Source organism: Paraburkholderia sp. BCC1885 (assembly GCF_900996235.1).
GTDB lineage: Bacteria > Pseudomonadota > Gammaproteobacteria > Burkholderiales > Burkholderiaceae > Paraburkholderia.
The window spans coordinates 641,406-658,895 of sequence record NZ_CAAJGM010000208.1; the positions used below are offsets into that span (position 1 = coordinate 641,406).

Sequence of the window (17,490 nt, forward strand, 5' to 3'; positions counted from 1 at the left end):
GCGCTGAAACGTGTCAACCCCTTTCAAGCAGGTCTTTTACGAGACATTTTTTGCTCACACGATCCCGCCCCGTTCACGAATCTGCGGCCACGCGAGCTTCATGTAATAGAGCATCGACCAGATGGTCAGGAACGCGGCGAGCAGCACGAGCCACATGCCCCACACGCGGGTATCGATACTCACGCCGGGCGCGAGCGGCAGCGGCCCGTAGAACAGCAGCATGGGAATCGCGATCATCTGGCAGGTCGTCTTGAACTTGCCGAGCGAGTTCACCGCCACGCTCTTCGACGCGCCGATCTGCGCCATCCATTCGCGTAGCGCCGAAATGGCAATTTCGCGGCCGACGATGATCAGCGCGATCGCCGAATCGAGCCGCGCCAGTTGCACGAGCACCAGCAGCGCGGCCGTCACCATCAGCTTGTCGGCCACCGGGTCGAGGAACGCGCCGAATGCCGAGGTCTGGTTCCACTTGCGGGCGAGGTAGCCGTCGAACCAGTCTGTCAGCGCAGCCATGATGAAAATGGTCGCCGCCGCCAGATTGCGGTGCGCGGGACTCATCATCATGTCAGGCAAATAAAACACGCCGACGACGAGCGGAATCAGAACAATCCGCAGCCACGTCAGGAAAATCGGGAAATTAAACGGCATGGGCAGGCGCAGCGTCTGACAAGAGAGTTGCAATTGTGCCGTGTCAGAAGGCCTGCCACAAGCAAACATGCCGCAAACAGGCGGCGAACAGCGGGCAAATAGTGGGCAAGGTGCCGCGTCCGAGGCTTTCGCCGGCAAGGGACGGCCACCCTGGCGGCGCCGCCTCGCCCGCGCTCAGTGCAATTGCCGGTATATCTGCTCGGCCAGCGCGAGGGAAATTCCTTCGACGCTGGCCAGATCCTCGACGCTCGCCGCCACCACGCCACGCAGCCCGCCGAAGCGTGCGAGCAGCCGCTGGCGGCGTTTTGCGCCGACGCCTTCGAGTTCTTCGAGGCGCGAGGTCTGGCGAGTCTTGGCACGCTTGGCGCGCATGCCGGTTATGGCGAAGCGGTGCGCCTCGTCGCGGATCTGCGCGACCAGCATCAGCGCGGCGCTTTCCTTGCCCAGTTCGAGCGGCGCGCGGCCGTCCGCGAAAATCAGCGTTTCGAGCCCGACCTTGCGCCCTTCGCCCTTCGCCACGCCCACCAGCATCCCGCAATCCAGACCTACTTCGGTGAACACCTGGCGCGCGATTTCCACCTGGCCCTTGCCCCCGTCGATCAGCACGATGTTCGGCAACAGGCCGCCGGCGGCGGGTTCGGGGGCGTCGGCGGCGAGCGGGGCGGCGGCCGCCGCGAGCGCCGGATCGGCGGCCGGTTGTTCCAGCGCGGCGTCTGCGGCATTCGCGGCGGCCTGCGCGACCATTTTTTCGTAGCGGCGTGTCAGCACCTGGCGCATGGCGGCGTAGTCGTCGCCCGGCGTAATGCCTGTGATGTTGTAGCGGCGGTACTCCGACGACTGCATCTTGTGATGGTGATAGACCACGCACGACGCCTGGGTCGCCTCGCCCATCGTATGGCTGATGTCGAAGCATTCGATACGCAGATGCGCGAGGTCGTCGCATTCGAGGCCGAGCGTGTCGGCGAGCACCCGCGTGCGCGATTGCTGCGAGCCCTGCTCGGAGAGCAGCCGCGCCAGCGCAAGCCGCGCATTCTGCTCGGCCATTGCCAGCCATGCGCGCTTTTGTCCTTGAGGCTGGCGCAGCAGCGTGACCTTGTGGCCCGCTTGCTCAATCAGCAGATCGACGAGTTCCCGATTAGCCGGCGCATGACTCACGACCAAAACGGGCGGCACGCGGTTGCCCAGATAATGCTGCGCGATGAAGGCTTCGAGGACTTCGGATTCGATGCCGGTGACGCGGCGGCGCGCGGGTTGAGCGGCGTTCGCAGCGGCGGCTTCTTCTACTGCGGCGGCTTCTGAGTCGGCGGGCTCCTCGTCGGCGAGCTCATCCGCTTCGTCGTCCGCGTCGTCCGCAGCGTCCACGTCGTCATCTTCGGACCGCAACTCCTGCGCGATCGCCAGCGCATCCGCCAGCGCGTCGGCCTGTGCATCGGCATCCGCCGCGCCGCCCGCGCGCCGCTGCGCCACGATACTCGCGAGCGATGCCTCTTCCGCCGCCCGTAAACCTTCCGCGACAACCGCCTTCAGCACGCCCTGCGCATCCGCGTCGCCATCGTCGAGACCGCCTTCGTCGATGGTCAAGGCGCTTTCCACATGCGAAGGAAAATACGCCTTGTCGCCCAGATGACGGCCGCCACGTACCATCGCGAGGTTCACGCACACGCGCCCGCCGAGCGCGACCACCGCGAGAATGTCCACGTCGCTGTCGCTGCCCACTTCGATGGCCTGCTGATGCAGCACCGTCGACAGCGAACTCATCTGGTTGCGCACCGCCGCCGCCTGCTCGAACTTCAACTCGCCGGCAAACGCGTGCATCTTCTCTTCGAGCTCCTTCATCACTTCGCTCTGCCTGCCGAGCAGAAAGCGCGAAGCATTGGCGACGTCGCGCGCGTAATCTTCCTCGTTAATCGCACCGACGCACGGCGCCGTGCAGCGCCCAATCTGATGCAGCAGACAAGGCCGCGTGCGATTGTTGAACACCGAGTCTTCGCAGGTCCGCAACTGGAACACGCGCTGCAGGATCTGGATGCTTTCGCGCACGGCCCACGCGCTCGGGAACGGTCCGAAGTACTGGTTCTTGCGGTCCACCGAGCCGCGGTAATACGCCATGCGCGGAAACTTGTGGCCGGTCAGCTTGAGGTACGGATACGACTTGTCGTCGCGAAACAGAATGTTGTAGCGCGGCGTGAGCGCCTTGATCAGGTTGTTTTCGAGCAGCAGCGCCTCGGCCTCGGAGCGCGTGACGGTGGTCTCGATGCGCGCAATCCGCGTCACCATCATGGCGATGCGCGGCGACAGCAGCGTCTTGGTGAAATAGCTCGAGACGCGCTTTTTCAGGTCGCGCGCCTTGCCGACGTACAGCACGGCGCCGCTCGCGTCGTAATAGCGGTACACGCCGGGCAGATGCGGCAGTTGCGCGAGCACCTTCTTGGGCTCGAATGACTCGGGCGTTTCGGAAGCAGCGGTTGCGTCTGGCTTGGTCATGCAGAATCGAATGAGCACCGCGCCGGGATTCACGCGGAGACTGGGGTGAGTGCTTTAGAATCGCCAGTTTAGAACATTCCGCACGCGTCCGAGACCCGGATGCCCGCCATCATGTCCTCCGCGCGCCGTTCTGCCCCGCTTTCGACTGCTCCGTCCGCCACGCCGTCGCCGAACCTGCCGGTTGCGGCTGGCGACGCCATCGCCTGCGACCTGTTCTGCGCCGTGATCGACAACTTCGGCGATATCGGCGTGTGCTGGCGTCTCGCGCGCCAGTTGACGAGCGAGCACGGCTGGCAGGTGCGCCTGTTCGTCGACGACCTGCACGCGTTCCGGAAGCTGTGTCCCGCGCTGGATGTGTCGCGCAGCCGCCAGGCGGTGAGCGGCATCGTCATTGAACATTGGCGCGAGCCGGCGCACGTGGGCGACACGCTGGAAGTCGCGGACGTGGTGATCGAGGCGTTCGGCTGCGAACTGCCGCATGTCTACGTCGCCGCGATGGCGCGCCGCGAGCGCGCGCCGGTCTGGCTGAATCTCGAATACCTGAGCGCCGAGGATTGGGTCGCTGATTTTCATCTGCGCCAGTCGCCGCACTCGCGCTATCCGCTAACCAAGACCTTCTTCTTCCCGGGCCTCGCCGCGGGGACCGGCGGCGTGCTGAAGGAGCGTCACCTCGATGCCGCGCGCGCCGCTTTCGAAGCATCGCCGCAAGCACGCGAGGCCTGGTGGCGCCAGACCACCGGCCAGCCTGCGCCCGGCCCGGAAGTCACCGTCATTTCGCTCTTCTCTTACGAAAATCCGGCGCTCGACAGCCTGCTCGGCCAATGGAGCGAGAGCGCGGATCCCATTGTGCTGCTGGTGCCGGAAGGCCGCATTTCCGCCGCGGTCGCGCGCTTTTTCGGCTTGCCGTCGTTCGCGGCGGGTTCGCATGCCGGGCGCGGCAAGCTGCGCGCCCACGCGCTGGCATTCACGGACCAGGCCGGCTACGACGCGCTGCTGTGGGCCAGCCACTTCAATTTCGTGCGCGGCGAAGACTCGTTCGTGCGCGCCCAATGGGCGGCCCGGCCGTTCGTGTGGCATATCTATCCGCAGTCCGACGACGCACATCTGCCGAAGCTGGACGCCGCCCTCGCCCACTATGCCGGTCCATTGCCCGCGCCCGCTCGCGCGGCGCTCGGGCGCTTCTGGCATGCCTGGAACGGCGTCGGCGAGCCGGACTGGGCGGATTTCTCGGGCCCCCGCGCCCTCTTCGAGCAGCGTGCAGCCGCATGGGCGCAGGAACTCGCCGGCCTCGGCGACCTCGCTGGAAATCTGGCCGGATTCGCAAAAAGTCAGTTAAAATAAGCGGTTATCCAACGGCCGACGACGCAAGCGCGGCACGATGGCGGCGGCGAATTCCGGCACTGGCAGTGCATCCTCAGTGAAACCGGGTCGTCCTCGCGCGTCGGCGCCACTCGTGTACGCGCCCGCACCGGGTAAATCAGGTTTTCGGAAGGCGACGGGCCGCGGCAATTCGGAGCAACAGGTGCCGTACCCGCTTACGCCGTATGCCGTTGAGCACAGTTGAAGCTACTCATTTCGTACAGGACAGTTTTATGAAGACCGCACAGGAACTCCGCACCGGCAACGTCGTGATGATCGGCAGCGACGCGATGGTCGTGCAAAAGGCCGAATACAACAAGTCGGGCCGCAACTCCGCCGTCGTCAAGATGAAGTTCAAGAACCTGCTGACCGGCGCAGGCATGGAAACGGTCTACAAGGCCGACGACAAATTCGACGTCGTGCTGCTCGACCGCAAGGAAGTGACCTACTCGTACTTCGCCGACCCGATGTACGTGTTCATGGACGCCGACTACAACCAGTTCGAAGTCGAAGGCGAAATGATGGGCGACGCCCTGCATTACCTCGAAGACGGCATGGCTTGCGAAGTCGTGTTCTACAACGAGAAAGCCATCTCGGTCGAACTGCCCACCACGCTGATCCGCGAAATCATCTACACGGAACCGGCTGTCAAGGGCGACACGTCGTCGGGCAAGGTCCTGAAGACCGCCAAGCTGAACACCGGCTTCGAACTGCAAGTGCCGCTCTTCTGCAACATCGGCGACAAGATCGAAATCGACACGCGTACCCACGAGTACCGCAGCCGCGCCTAACTACATTTAAGCGCAAGCTCTGTCAGGCCCGTCCCGCAACGCTGCGGGACCCGGTCCGAATTAAAAAAGCGCCCCGCGGGGCGCTTTTTCTTTTTTCCGCGGCCGTGTATGGTTGAGGAAATCTTTACCGGTACGGTTTTTCGATTTTTCCAATCCGCATGCAATCCGCACCCCTCTACGTGCGATAAACCATTGATAGGCTTAAGTAATTGCTGATGGCACGCTCCCTGCTAGTAAGAGAGGCAAGGGCCTCAGGGCTTTTCCCTTTTTTCTCGTTCTGGAGACGTGACATGAACAACGACATCGCTGAAGGCAAGTGGAAGCAGATCATGGGCAAGGCAAAGACGGCGTGGGGCGAGTTGACGGACGACGAACTGACGAAGGCCGAAGGCCGCGCCGACAAGCTCGCCGGCCTGATTCAGGAGCGCTACGGCAAGACCCGCGAAGAAGCCGTGCGTGAAGTGAACCGCTTCTTCGACGCGTACCGCGACTGACCATCGATGACAACGCGCGCGGCGCTGTATTCCGCAAGGAACAGCGCCCGGCTAACGCACCCTTGCTCCGCGCCGGACGGCCGGCGCCCCGGCAAGGCCTCCATCACCTAAAAAATAGCGCTCGCCATGCCACACGCCTTGATTGTCGAAGACGATCCCAATAGCCTGTCCGGTCTGTCCGCGATTCTCGCCGCCGACGGCTTCTCGGTCGACACCGCGACGACGCTTGCCGAAGCGCGCGCGGCCCTGACCCGCTTCATCCCCGACGTCGTGCTGGTGGACCTGAACCTGCCCGACGGCAGCGGTCTGGACCTGCTCCAGCATCTGCCCGCGCAACCGCCCGGCGGCGCCCTGCCTGTCATCGTGATGACGGGTAACGCCACGGTGGAAAGCGCGATTGAAGGTCTGCGGCACGGCATCTGGGATTACCTGCTCAAGCCCGTCAACATTCCGCGTCTGCGCAGCTTGCTGGCGCGCATCCCGCGTCCCTACGAGCTGACCGAAGAAGTCCAGACCCTGCGCGCGACGCTGCGCCAGCTCGGCCGCTTCGGCAATATGCTCGGCAGAAGCGGCGCGATCCAGCACGTCTACGACCTGATCGAACACAACGCGCCCACCGAAGCCGCCGTGCTGATCTCCGGCGAAGCGGGCACCGGCAAGGAAGTCGCCGCGCGCACGCTGCACGAAATGAGCCGGCGCCGTAAAGGCCCGTTCGTCGCCTTCGATTGCCGCACGGCGGCGAATCTCGCGGCCAACCGTTCGCTCGACAGCGTCCTGTTCGGTCACGAACGCGGCGCGTTCAATGGCGCCGACCACCGCGAGCAGGGTCTGTTCGAACAGGCGAGCGGCGGCACGCTGTTTATCGACGAAATCGCCGAACTGCCGCGCGCTCAACAGGAAGCACTGCTGCGCGCACTCGACTCCCAGACCTTCATGCGGGTCGGCGGCACCAATCCGGTGGTCACGGATTTCCGCCTGATCGCCTCGACACGCAAGTCGCCGCGCGCCGCGGTCGCCGACGGCAGCCTGCACGAAGACCTCGCGCTGCGCCTCGACGCCGCCGCCGTGACGCTGCCGCCGCTGCGCGAGCGCGGTGAAGACGCCGCGCTCTTCGCGCAATCGATGGTGGACGAATTGAATCGCGAGGCCAGCGCGCGCGGCGTCACCGATTCGACCAAACAGATCGGACCGAATTTCCTGCGCGAATGTCTCGCGTATGAATGGCCGGGCAACGTGCGCGAATTGCAGGAACGCGTGCGACGCGCGTATCAGGCCTCGGGCGACGTGCTCGAAACGCTGCGCGCCGACGAAGCCGGCTCAGCCGGCGGCCGCGACCTGAACGGCAGCCGCGTCCAGGTGACGGTCGGCACGCCGCTCGCGGATGTCGAAGAGATGTTGATCCGCGCGACGCTCGACGCGGTTGGCGGCACGCGGCATCGCGCCGCCTCGCTGCTCGGCATCAGTCCGAAGACGCTGTACAACAAGCTGCAGCGGATGCGTTTGAACTGACGGGATTGCGCGATCAGGCGAAGGCGCTGCGCAACAGCGTCTGTGCCTGCAGATACTCGGGTTCGGCCACCAGCTTGTTCCAGTTGAGCGCCTTGCCGCGCGGGCGCATCCGTTTGAGGCGCGCCTGCGATTCCTTCGACGGCGTGAAGCGCAGCGCGTCGAGCACCTTCTCCGCCTCCTCCGGCTGATTGCAGATCAGCACCATGTCGCAACCCGCGTGCAAGGCCGCGCTCGCCGCTTCGGTGAGCGTGCCGCCTTGACGCGCGGCTTCCATCGACAGGTCGTCGCTGAAGATCGCGCCCGCAAAACGCAGCTTGCCGCGCAGGATGTCCTGCAGCCAGACCGTCGAAAAACCGGCCGGCTTCGGATCGACCTGCGAATAGATCACATGCGCCGGAATCACCGACGACAACGCGAGCCCCAGCCAGTCATACGGCGCGACGTCGTCGCGCAAAATCTGTTCGAGCGGACGGTCGTCCACCGGCATGGCGACGTGCGAATCCGCGCTGGCGAAACCGTGTCCGGGGAAATGCTTGCCGCAGTTGGCCATGCCCGCCAGCGCGAGGCCGTGGTTCAGACTCTTCGCCAGCATCGCCACCACGCGCGGGTCGCGATGGAACGCGCGGTCGCCGATCACCTGCGACTGGCCGTAGTTCAGATCGAGCACCGGCGTGAAGCTCATGTCGATCCCGCACGCGCGCAATTCGGCGGCAAGGATATAACCGACCGCCGTCGTCACCTTGGTCGCATGCAGCACGTCCGAATCCCACAACGCGCCGAGCTTGCCCATCGCCGGCAACACGGTGAAGCCGTCGGTGCGAAAGCGCTGCACACGGCCGCCTTCGTGATCGACGGCGATCAGCAGATCGTCGCGCACGGCGCGAATCGCCTCGGTCAGCGCAACAAGTTGCGCGCGGTTCTCGTAATGGCGGGCGAACAGGATCACGCCGCCGGTCATCGGATGCGCGAGGCGGCGCTTGTCGTCGCCGCTGAGCGTTTTGCCGACCACGTCGAGCATCACCGGTCCGGGAGTGGTTTTCATCGAATTCCGTGCAGAGAAAGAGAAGGCGCGGGTTGCCGACCCCGCACCGGGATAAATCAGGGAGCAGCGCGGTCCGGCGTCTCGGCGATCACGAACGACACCGCGTAATCGTGCTCGTCGCTGATCGTGACCTGAGCGGTGATGTTGCGTGCTTTCAGCCAGTCGGCCAGTTCGCCCGAGGCGACCACCATCGGCTTGCCGCTCGGCTCGTTGAGCGTCTGCAGCGCGCGCCACGTCATCGGCCAGCGCATGCCGAGGCCGATCGCTTTCGAGAAGGCTTCTTTCGCCGAAAAACGGGTGGCGAGAAACGCGAGGCCGCGCACGGCCGAGCGGGCCTGACGCGCGTGATAGATCTTCAATTCGTCCGGTCCGAGCACCTTTTCGGCGAAGCGCCCGTTGGTGCGCGTCATCACCGCCGCCACCCGGCTGACCTGAATGACGTCCGTACCGATGCCGTAGATTGCCATGCTCGCGCGCCGTTAAGCGCGTGCCGCGAGACGGGCGGCGACCATGATCGCCTTCATCTCGCGCACCGCGTTGTCCCAGCCGGCGAAGATCGCATGCGCAACGATCGCGTGGCCGATATTCAGCTCGACGATGCCGTCGATCGCGGCAATCTGCTGGACGTTGGTGTAGTGCAGACCGTGTCCGGCATTCACCTTGATACCGAGCGAGCGGCCGAATTCGACGCCGCGCACCACGCGCTCGTACTCGCGCTGCTGTTCGGCCGGGTCGTGCGCCTCGGCGTAGCGGCCGGTGTGCAGTTCGACCACCGGTGCGCCCGCTTCATACGCCGCGCGGATCTGCGTTTCGTCCGGGTCGATGAACAGCGACACCCGCGAGCCCGCCTCGGCGAGCTGTTTACACGCGGCGCGCACCGCTTCGAACTGGCCGGCGACGTCGAGACCGCCTTCCGTGGTCAGTTCGGCACGCTTTTCCGGCACGAGGCAGACGTCATGCGGTTTCACTTCGCAGGCAATGTCGAGCATCTCCTGCGTGACCGCGCATTCGAGATTCATGCGCGTGGTCAGCAACGGACGCAGCTTGCGCACGTCGGCGTCGACGATATGGCGGCGGTCTTCGCGCAGATGCAGCGTGATGGCATCGGCGCCGGCGGCTTCGGCATCGAGCGCGGCACGGATCGGATCAGGGTACGAGGTGCCGCGCGCGTTGCGCAGCGTGGCGACGTGATCGATATTCACGCCCAGGTCGATCACATCAGGCGACGTAAGAAAGAAACTCATAAGTTCTGCAGGTCGATAAGGATCTGGCGCGTCGCGAGCGGCGTGCCGCCAAGATAAGTGTTGAGCAGAAAGCGCATCAGCGTCTTGCTTTGCGCCACGGTCTGGGGACGATGGTACTCGTCCGCTTCCATATCGAGCAAGGTCTGGCCGGCCACTACAGGCCATTGCGTAGGCAGTTCGTCCGAGGCTTCACGCACGCCGCGCTCCGGGTCGAACACGTAGCGGCCTTCGGCCATCACGGTCTTGCGCGATACCGTGCGGTTCAGCGCCATGGCATAGCCCGTTTCGCGCAGCAGCACGCGCTCGAAGGAGCGCAGCACCTGCACGGCGGGTTCGTCGTGTGCGAGACGCGCGAGGGTGACCACGTAGTGCTGGAACAGTTGCGGATGCGGATCTTCGCGGCCGCAAAATTTGACCAGCAATTCGTTGACGTAAAAGCCGCACAGCAGCGCGTCGCCGGCAAGCGGCAACATGCCGCCGACCCACTCGGCACCGGTCAGCGTGCGCAATTCGGCTTTGCCGGACCACGCGAGCGCCAGCGGCTGGAAGGTTTGCAGCACGCCACGCAACGCGGAATGCGGACGCTTGGCGCCCTTCGCCACCAGCGCGAGGCGGCCGTGATCACGCGTCAGCACATCGATGATCAGGCTGGTCTCGCGATGCGGATAGCTGTGCAGCACGAAGGCCGGTTGCTCGGTGACCTTATACTCGGAGCCGGAACTGCGCGGCGTGCGGCGGGCGGGGGTTTTACGGGGCTGCGGCGACGGTTCGCCGGCTGCGTCCGTTGCGGTGTCGGCGGAGCGGCGTGAAGCGTCGCGCGCGGCACTGCGCGGTGAGGTCCCCGAAGAGTTTTTCTTCGATGCGCGAGCCTTCACAGGCTCACGCGCCGACGCGTCCGGCTCGGTGTCGTCCGGCTCAGCGTCGGATTGCAGCGTCATCCATGCGTCATTCGTACCCATACGCACGGAGTCCGGCTTCGTTGTCGGCCCAGCCGCTTTTCACCTTGATGAAGGTTTCCAGATACACCGGGCCGTCGAACAGCTTTTCCATGTCGAGGCGCGCTTCGGTGCTGATCTGCTTCAGCTTGGCGCCCTTCTGGCCGATGATCATGGCCTTGTGCGTGTCGCGCTCCACCATGATGGTGGCGAAAATACGCCGCAAGCGCCCTTCCGTTTCGAACTTGTCGATCAGCACGGTGCTGGTGTACGGCAGTTCGTCGCCGGTCCAGCGAAACACTTTTTCGCGCAGGATTTCGGCGGCGAGAAAACGCTCGCTGCGATCGGTCAGGTCGTCTTCGCCGTAGATCGGCGCGCCTTCCGGCAGGAACGGCTTGACGGTCGCCATCAGACGCTTGATGTCGTCCACATTCTTGGCCGACAGCGGCACGATCTCGTTGAACTGGCGCAGCGCGCTCACCTGCTGCATGAACGGATACAGCGAGTCCTTATCCGAGACGCGGTCGAGCTTGTTGGCGATCAGCAGCGTGGGCACCGACGGCGGAATCAGGTCGAGCACCTTCTGGTCGTCCGGACCAAAACGGCCGGCTTCGATGACGAACAGGATGGCGTCGACCGAGGTCAGCGTCGACGTCACCGCGCGATTCAGCGAACGGTTCAGCGCGCCGCTGTGCTTGGTCTGAAAACCCGGCGTATCGACGAAGATGTACTGCGCGTCTTCCAGCGTGTGAATGCCGGTGATGCGATGGCGCGTGGTTTGCGCCTTGCGCGACGTGATACTGACTTTCTGGCCGACCAGCGCGTTCATCAGCGTGGACTTGCCGACGTTGGGCCGGCCGACGATCGCGACCATGCCGCAGCGAAAACCAGTGGGAGTGGGAGCGTTCATATTCGGGCTGCAGCAAGTTCGTACGGACGCGCGGCAGAGCGCGCGCCCATGACATCAGTGGCCCGCATCGGCGACGCGCGTTTGTTCCGCGTCGGCAATGCCGGGTTCGAGTTCGGCTGGCGCCGCCGCGCCGGGCGCGGGTTCGCGGCTACGGGATGCGGCGGATTTGTCGGTGCTGCGGGCGTGGGCGGCTTCGGGCTTGTCTTTCTCTGCCACGGCCTGGCCGCTGTTGCTGTATTCGACGTGGGCGGCGCGAATCACGGCAAGCGGCGCAACAGCCGGCGCCGAAGTAGCCTGCGGCCGCTCGGCCAGCGCTTCGGCGACGGTCGCTTTCGGCTCGCCGCGCGCATGACGTTCGGTCTTGCGGTCAGGAGCGCGCAGATCGAGCGCCGTCTGCACGCCGGTTACGCCGGGAACGATCTCCAGCTCGGCGTTTTTCGCGGCGCGCGCGCCCTTCGAACGCTTGGGTTTGGCCACCACGGCGGGCGCGGCCGCCATCACCTCGTCGAGCGCCTTCTTGGCCGCAGCCTGCTCGGCCGCGCGGCGGCTGGCGCCGGAACCGGACACCTTCACTTCCAGCTTGGGCACCGTGCATTCGACTTCGAACTGCTGATTGTGCGCCGCACCATGAGTCGCAACGACGGTGTAGGTGGGCAAGGCGATCTTGTGGCCCTGCAGATACTCCTGCAGCAGCGTCTTGGAATCCTTACCGAGCGTGCGTGGATCGATATGGTCGAGAATCGGCACATAAAGCCGCTTGATGACCGTCTGGGCGGCGTCGAAACCGCCGTCGAGGAAGATGGCGCCCAGAATGGCTTCCAGCGTGTCAGCGAGGATCGACGGGCGGCGGAAACCGCCGCTGCGCAACTCGCCTTCGCCCAGGCGCAGACCGTCCGAGATATTCAGGGCCTGAGCAATTTCGTAGAGCGACTGCTGCTTGACCAGATTGGCGCGGACGCGTGACAGGTCGCCCTCGTCCAGTTTGCCGAAACGTTGGAACAATAGCGCAGCCACCGCGCAATTCAGAACGGAGTCGCCGAGAAATTCCAGCCGCTCGTTATGCGTGGCACTGTGACTGCGGTGAGTTAAAGCCTGGCGCAACAATTCCGCATTGCGAAATTCGTAGCGCAAACGGCTTTCCAACGGAGATAGGGGCATGTGCAGAGTATAACGCGGGCGCCCGCCCCGGCGAAAACGCCGGGCGGCCGACGGAAAAAGCGTAGTGAAGCGACCTTACCGCACGTTCTTAAAGTAGCGTGATAACACGGCGCGCCCGATGAAGCCGAGGCGCGCGGCGCGTCGTGCGGTCATTGCACGCTGATTGCATGGCTAGCGTGCGGTCAGATGCAGCGACATTCAGTGGAACGTGCCGATGCGTTTCAGATTGCTGAAATTCATCCAGATGAAGAACGCGCGGCCGACGATATTCTTGTCCGGCGCGAAACCCCAATAGCGGCTGTCGGCGCTGTTATCGCGGTTGTCGCCCATCATGAAATAGTTGCCGGGCGGCACCTTGCAGATAACCCCGCGCGCGTTATAGGTGCAGTTATCGCGGTACGGATAATCTTCCGCGCCGACGATGAACGGCGGCACCGCGGGATTGTTCAGAATCGCGTTCTTGCGGCCGTCGATGTCTTCTTCGAACTGCTTCGCGTAACCGATGCGCTCTTCGTCGAAGTAATCCGGCAGCGGCGTTTCCGCCACCGGCTTGCCGTTGATCGTCAGTTGCTTGTCCTGATACGCCACCACGTCGCCCGGCAAGCCGATCACGCGCTTGATGTAGTCCACCGATTCGTCTTTCGGATAACGGAACACCACCACGTCACCCCGCTCCAGCGGCCGGCCTTCGGTGATCTTGGTGTTGGTGATCGGCAGGCGAATGCCGTATTCGTACTTGTTCACGAGGATGAAATCGCCCACCAGCAGCGTCGGCACCATCGACCCCGAAGGAATCTTGAACGGCTCGACCACGAACGAGCGGACCACGAACACCACCAGGATCACCGGGAAAAAGCTCGCGGAATACTCGAGCCACCACGGCTGGCGCAGCTTTTCGTCACGCAGACGGGCGCGCGTTTGCGGCGCGTTTTCGTCGGCGAAACGCTCGCCGACGCGGCTCTGCTGACGATCGAACTCGGCGACTGCCTCGTCCGCTGCGCGCCGCCGTTGCGGCATGAAAACCAGTTTGTCTGCGACCCACGCGATGCCCGTAATGATGACGAGCACAAAAAGAATCAGCGCAAAATTCATAAAGTTCCGTTCTTCGTCTTATTTGTCTTCGACACGCAAAATTGCGAGGAAAGCCTCTTGCGGAATCTCAACGGACCCGACCTGCTTCATTCGCTTCTTGCCTGCCTTCTGCTTTTCCAACAGCTTCTTCTTACGCGAAATATCGCCGCCGTAGCATTTTGCCAGCACATTCTTACGCAAGGCCTTGATGTTTTCGCGGGCAATAATGTTCGCGCCGATGGTTGCCTGAATCGCCACGTCGTACATCTGGCGCGGAATCAGTTCGCGCATCTTGGCCGCCACTTCGCGGCCACGGTACTGGCTCTGCGAGCGGTGCACGATCACCGACAACGCATCCACCTTGTCGCCGTTGATCAGCATGTCGACCTTCACGACATCCGCCGCGCGATATTCCTTGAACTCGTAGTCCATGGACGCGTAGCCGCGCGACATGGATTTCAGGCGGTCGAAGAAGTCGAGCACCACTTCGCCCATCGGAATTTCGTACGTGAGCTGAACCTGGCGACCGTGATACTGCATGTTGATCTGCACGCCGCGTTTTTGCGTACACAGCGTGATCACCGCGCCGACATAATCCTGCGGCATATACAGATTCACGGTGACGATCGGCTCGCGCACTTCTTCGATCTTCGACGGGTCCGGCATCTTGGCCGGATTCTCGACCATGACGACCGTGCCGTCGCGTTGCAGGACTTCGTACACCACGGTCGGCGCCGTAGTGATCAGGTCCATGTCGAACTCGCGCTCGAGGCGCTCCTGCACGATCTCCATGTGCAGCAGCCCCAGGAAGCCGCAACGGAAGCCGAAGCCCAGCGCCTGCGAAACTTCCGGCTCGTAGTGCAGCGAAGCGTCGTTGAGTTTCAACTTTTCCAGCGAATCGCGCAGCGCGTCGTACTGGTTCGCTTCCACCGGGTAGAGACCGGCGAACACCTGCGGCTTCACTTCCTTGAAGCCCGGCAGCGGTTCGGGGGCCGGACGGTTCACCAGCGTGACCGTGTCGCCCACCTTGGCGGACGCCAGTTCCTTGATGCCGGCGATGATGAAGCCCACCTGCCCCGCGGACAGCGACTCCAGGTTCTTCGACTTCGGCGTGAACACGCCAATGTGTTCGACCGGATACTGCGTGTCGGTCGCCATCAGGCGGATCTTGTCTTTGGGACGCAGCGTGCCGTTGACGATACGCACCAGCATCACCACGCCAACGTAATTGTCGAACCACGAATCGATGATCAGCGCCTGCAGCGGCGCGTCCGGATCGCCCTTCGGCGGCGGCACTTTCGCGATCAGCGCTTCCAGCACGTCTTCGACGCCCAGACCCGTCTTCGCGCTGCAACGCGTGGCGTCGGTGGCGTCGATACCGATCACGTCTTCGATTTCGGTGATCGCATTTTCCGGATTTGCAGCCGGCAAATCGATCTTGTTGAGCACCGGAATGACATCGACGCCCAGTTCGATAGCCGTATAGCAGTTCGCCACCGTCTGGGCTTCGACGCCCTGGCTCGCGTCCACCACCAGCAGCGCGCCTTCGCACGCCGACAGCGAGCGGCTGACTTCGTAGGAGAAATCGACGTGCCCCGGCGTGTCGATCATGTTCAGGTTATAGATCTGCCCGTCACGAGCCTTGTACGTCAGTGCCGCAGTCTGTGCCTTGATGGTGATGCCGCGCTCGCGCTCGAGATCCATCGAGTCGAGCACTTGAGCTTCCATTTCGCGGTCGGACAGGCCGCCGCAAATCTGGATGATGCGATCGGCGAGCGTCGACTTGCCATGGTCGATGTGCGCAATGATCGAGAAATTACGAATATGATCCATTCAGTACCGATCAAGCGAAAAAGGCGCGCTCGGACGATTGCGGAGCACGCCTTGTAAGTAGGTGAAAAACCTGTCTATTTTAGCCGAAAAAGGCTTGCGCCCGGCATATCTTGCAGGAGAGCACGGAAAGTGGGCTCAGACGTCGTGTCAGGCCCGAAGACTTTCGATGCGCTAGCGGGCCTGCCCGGCACGTGCGCTCAGCGCCGCACGGACCCGCCCTTCGTCGAGATGATAGTGGCACAACTCGACACCATCACACACCAGAACCGGCACCAGCTCGTTATAACGCGCTTCGAGTGCGGGATCGGTGTCGACGTCGATAACTTCGACCTGGGCACCGAATTCGGCCAATAACGGCTCGAGTCCGGCGCGCATGTCGTCGCACAGATGGCACCACGCGCGCCCGAAGAGCGTGAGTGGCGCCGCCACGGTCACTTCGGCGCTGCGCCGCTACGCGGGCGCAGCGGCACGAACTGCGTGTTGTCGCCACGACGCACGAGCAGCGCGACCATCTTCTGCGGATCGAGATGCGCGGTGACTTCGTCGAACTGCCTGGCGTTCGTGATGTCCGTGTCGCCCACGCGCAGGATCACGTCGCCCTTCTGCAAGCCGACGCGCGCAGCCGGGCCGTCCACCTGATCGACCTGCACGCCGCCGTGTACCTTCAACGTCTTCTGCTGATCGGCCGGGATGTCGCTCACCGCGATGCCCAGCGAGTTGGTGGCGCGCTGTTTCGGCGCCGGCGCCTGCTTCTCGTCGGCCTTCGCCGTCTTGTCCGGCTGCATTTCGGCAATCGTCACCGGCAGGTCGCGCGTTTGACCCTTGCGCCACACGGTGATGGTGGCCTTGGTGCCCGGCTTCGTATCGCCCACCATGCGCGGCAGATCCGTCGCCGTGTCAACGGAATGGCCGTTGAATTTCAGGATGATGTCGCCCGGCTGCACGCCCGCCTTGTCGGCCGGTCCGCCCGGCTCGACGCTGCTGACGAGCGCGCCTTCCGCGGTCGGCAGGCCGAGCGAATCGGCGACGTCCTTGGTCACTTCGCCAATCGCCACGGCGATGCGGCCACGCGTGACCTTGCCGGTGGTCTTGAGCTGGTCGGCGACGCGCATCGCTTCGTCGATGGGGATCGCGAACGAAATGCCCATGAAACCGCCGGTGCGGCTATAGATCTGCGAATTGATGCCAATGACTTCGCCCTGCATGTTGATCAGCGGACCGCCCGAGTTGCCCGGATTCACCGGCACGTCGGTCTGGATGAACGGCAGGTAGTCGCCCGTATCGCGGCCCTTGGCGCTGACGATGCCGGCGGTCACCGTGTTCTCGAGCCCGAACGGAGAGCCGATGGCCACCACCCACTCGCCCACGCGCACCTTGGTCGAATCGCCGATCGTCACCGCCGGCAGGTTCGAGGCGTTGATCTTCACCACCGCGACGTCGGTGCGGTCATCCATGCCGATCAGCTTGGCCTTGAATTCGCGCTTGTCGGTGAGGGTGACGTAGATGTTGTCGGCGTCGTCCACCACGTGCGCATTGGTCATCACGTAGCCATCCTGCGACAGGATGAAGCCGGACCCTACGCCGCTGCTTTGCTCGGAATCGGAATTGTCGGGCGCATCCTGGCTGCTGCCGCCACTACCGCCGCTTCCACCGCCGTTGCCGCTTTTATCGCCGCCACTGCCGTTGTCGCCACCGCCGTTTCCGCCGCCGTGCGGCGAACCCGGCTGCTGCGGCATCGGAATGCCGAAGAAACGCCGGAAGAACTCCGACATGTCGCCATCGTCCATCCCCGGCGGCATGCCGTGAGCACTGTCGCTGCTCGTCACCCGCGTAGTGGTGCGGATATTGACCACGGCCGGCCCGACCTTGTCGACGAGATCGGTGAAGTCGGGAAGATTGGCTGCTGCAGGGGCCGCCGACGCCGCATGCGGCACGAGCGGCAGACAAACTGCCACCACCGCGGCTGCGAGAAATTTGCGCACCGTGAAAATCGTCATATCTTAGCCAGCCGA

The 17,490-nt window shown here is 63.9% G+C and carries 16 protein-coding genes; 4 read left to right on the forward strand and 12 right to left on the reverse strand.

Annotated elements, in window-relative coordinates:
* Nucleotides 1-54 precede the first annotated feature (54 nt).
* Both pgsA and uvrC read right to left on the reverse strand, forming a co-directional pair.
* Nucleotides 55-648 (reverse strand): CDP-diacylglycerol--glycerol-3-phosphate 3-phosphatidyltransferase, encoded by a 594-nt coding sequence (gene pgsA / locus FQ755_RS21455; protein ID WP_144156776.1) that lies wholly within the window; start codon nt 646-648, stop codon nt 55-57.
* A 174-nt stretch (nt 649-822) separates the two neighbouring features.
* Nucleotides 823-3,132, reverse strand: a complete 2,310-nt coding sequence (gene uvrC / locus FQ755_RS21460; protein WP_144156777.1) for an excinuclease ABC subunit UvrC — start codon at nt 3,130-3,132, stop codon at nt 823-825.
* 111 nt (nt 3,133-3,243) lie between these two features.
* On the opposite strand from uvrC, the gene earP reads away from it, so the two are divergent.
* The 4 genes from earP to FQ755_RS21480 all read left to right on the forward strand — a co-directional run bounded on the left by earP (nt 3,244) and on the right by FQ755_RS21480 (nt 7,285).
* Entirely contained in the window at nt 3,244-4,473 is a 1,230-nt protein-coding gene (gene earP, locus FQ755_RS21465) for an elongation factor P maturation arginine rhamnosyltransferase EarP (RefSeq protein ID WP_144156778.1), read from the forward strand.
* Between the two features lie 251 nt (nt 4,474-4,724).
* Nucleotides 4,725-5,282: an elongation factor P gene (gene efp, locus FQ755_RS21470; RefSeq protein WP_144156779.1), complete on the forward strand. Its 558-nt coding sequence runs from the start codon at nt 4,725-4,727 to the stop codon at nt 5,280-5,282.
* Nucleotides 5,283-5,572: 290 nt separating this feature from the next.
* Nucleotides 5,573-5,776, forward strand: a complete 204-nt coding sequence (locus tag FQ755_RS21475) for a CsbD family protein (protein WP_144156780.1) — start codon at nt 5,573-5,575, stop codon at nt 5,774-5,776.
* Nucleotides 5,777-5,902: 126 nt separating this feature from the next.
* Nucleotides 5,903-7,285 (forward strand): sigma-54-dependent transcriptional regulator, encoded by a 1,383-nt coding sequence (locus FQ755_RS21480; protein ID WP_144156781.1) that lies wholly within the window; start codon nt 5,903-5,905, stop codon nt 7,283-7,285.
* Between the two features lie 13 nt (nt 7,286-7,298).
* On the opposite strand, the gene nagZ is transcribed toward FQ755_RS21480, so the two are convergent.
* The 10 genes from nagZ to FQ755_RS21530 all read right to left on the reverse strand — a co-directional run bounded on the left by nagZ (nt 7,299) and on the right by FQ755_RS21530 (nt 17,475).
* Nucleotides 7,299-8,327 carry a beta-N-acetylhexosaminidase gene (gene nagZ, locus FQ755_RS21485; protein ID WP_144156782.1) on the reverse strand — a complete coding sequence of 343 codons (1,029 nt, stop codon included), beginning with the start codon at nt 8,325-8,327 and terminating at the stop codon, nt 7,299-7,301.
* A gap of 56 nt (nt 8,328-8,383) precedes the next feature.
* On the reverse strand, nt 8,384-8,794 hold the full coding sequence (gene acpS / locus FQ755_RS21490) for a holo-ACP synthase (protein ID WP_144156783.1): 411 nt from the start codon (nt 8,792-8,794) through the stop codon (nt 8,384-8,386).
* Nucleotides 8,795-8,806: 12 nt separating this feature from the next.
* Nucleotides 8,807-9,571 carry a pyridoxine 5'-phosphate synthase gene (gene pdxJ, locus FQ755_RS21495; protein ID WP_144156784.1) on the reverse strand — a complete coding sequence of 255 codons (765 nt, stop codon included), beginning with the start codon at nt 9,569-9,571 and terminating at the stop codon, nt 8,807-8,809.
* On the reverse strand, nt 9,568-10,530 hold the full coding sequence (gene recO, locus FQ755_RS21500) for a DNA repair protein RecO (RefSeq protein ID WP_144156785.1): 963 nt from the start codon (nt 10,528-10,530) through the stop codon (nt 9,568-9,570). Before recO ends, pdxJ begins: the two co-directional genes overlap by 4 nt.
* Nucleotides 10,517-11,416: a GTPase Era gene (era, locus tag FQ755_RS21505; protein ID WP_144156786.1), complete on the reverse strand. Its 900-nt coding sequence runs from the start codon at nt 11,414-11,416 to the stop codon at nt 10,517-10,519. The genes recO and era overlap by 14 nt, the downstream gene beginning before the upstream one ends.
* A gap of 54 nt (nt 11,417-11,470) precedes the next feature.
* Nucleotides 11,471-12,574, reverse strand: a complete 1,104-nt coding sequence (gene rnc / locus FQ755_RS21510; RefSeq protein ID WP_144156787.1) for a ribonuclease III — start codon at nt 12,572-12,574, stop codon at nt 11,471-11,473.
* Between the two features lie 198 nt (nt 12,575-12,772).
* Complete coding sequence (gene lepB / locus FQ755_RS21515) at nt 12,773-13,666, reverse strand: signal peptidase I (protein ID WP_144156788.1); 894 nt, start codon at nt 13,664-13,666, stop codon at nt 12,773-12,775.
* An 18-nt stretch (nt 13,667-13,684) separates the two neighbouring features.
* Nucleotides 13,685-15,478 carry a translation elongation factor 4 gene (gene lepA / locus FQ755_RS21520; protein ID WP_144156789.1) on the reverse strand — a complete coding sequence of 598 codons (1,794 nt, stop codon included), beginning with the start codon at nt 15,476-15,478 and terminating at the stop codon, nt 13,685-13,687.
* A gap of 171 nt (nt 15,479-15,649) precedes the next feature.
* Complete coding sequence (locus FQ755_RS21525) at nt 15,650-15,913, reverse strand: glutaredoxin family protein (protein WP_144156790.1); 264 nt, start codon at nt 15,911-15,913, stop codon at nt 15,650-15,652.
* A complete protein-coding gene (locus FQ755_RS21530; RefSeq protein WP_144156791.1) occupies nt 15,910-17,475 on the reverse strand; it encodes a DegQ family serine endoprotease in 1,566 nt (521 codons plus the stop codon). Before FQ755_RS21530 ends, FQ755_RS21525 begins: the two co-directional genes overlap by 4 nt.
* Nucleotides 17,476-17,490 lie beyond the last annotated feature (15 nt).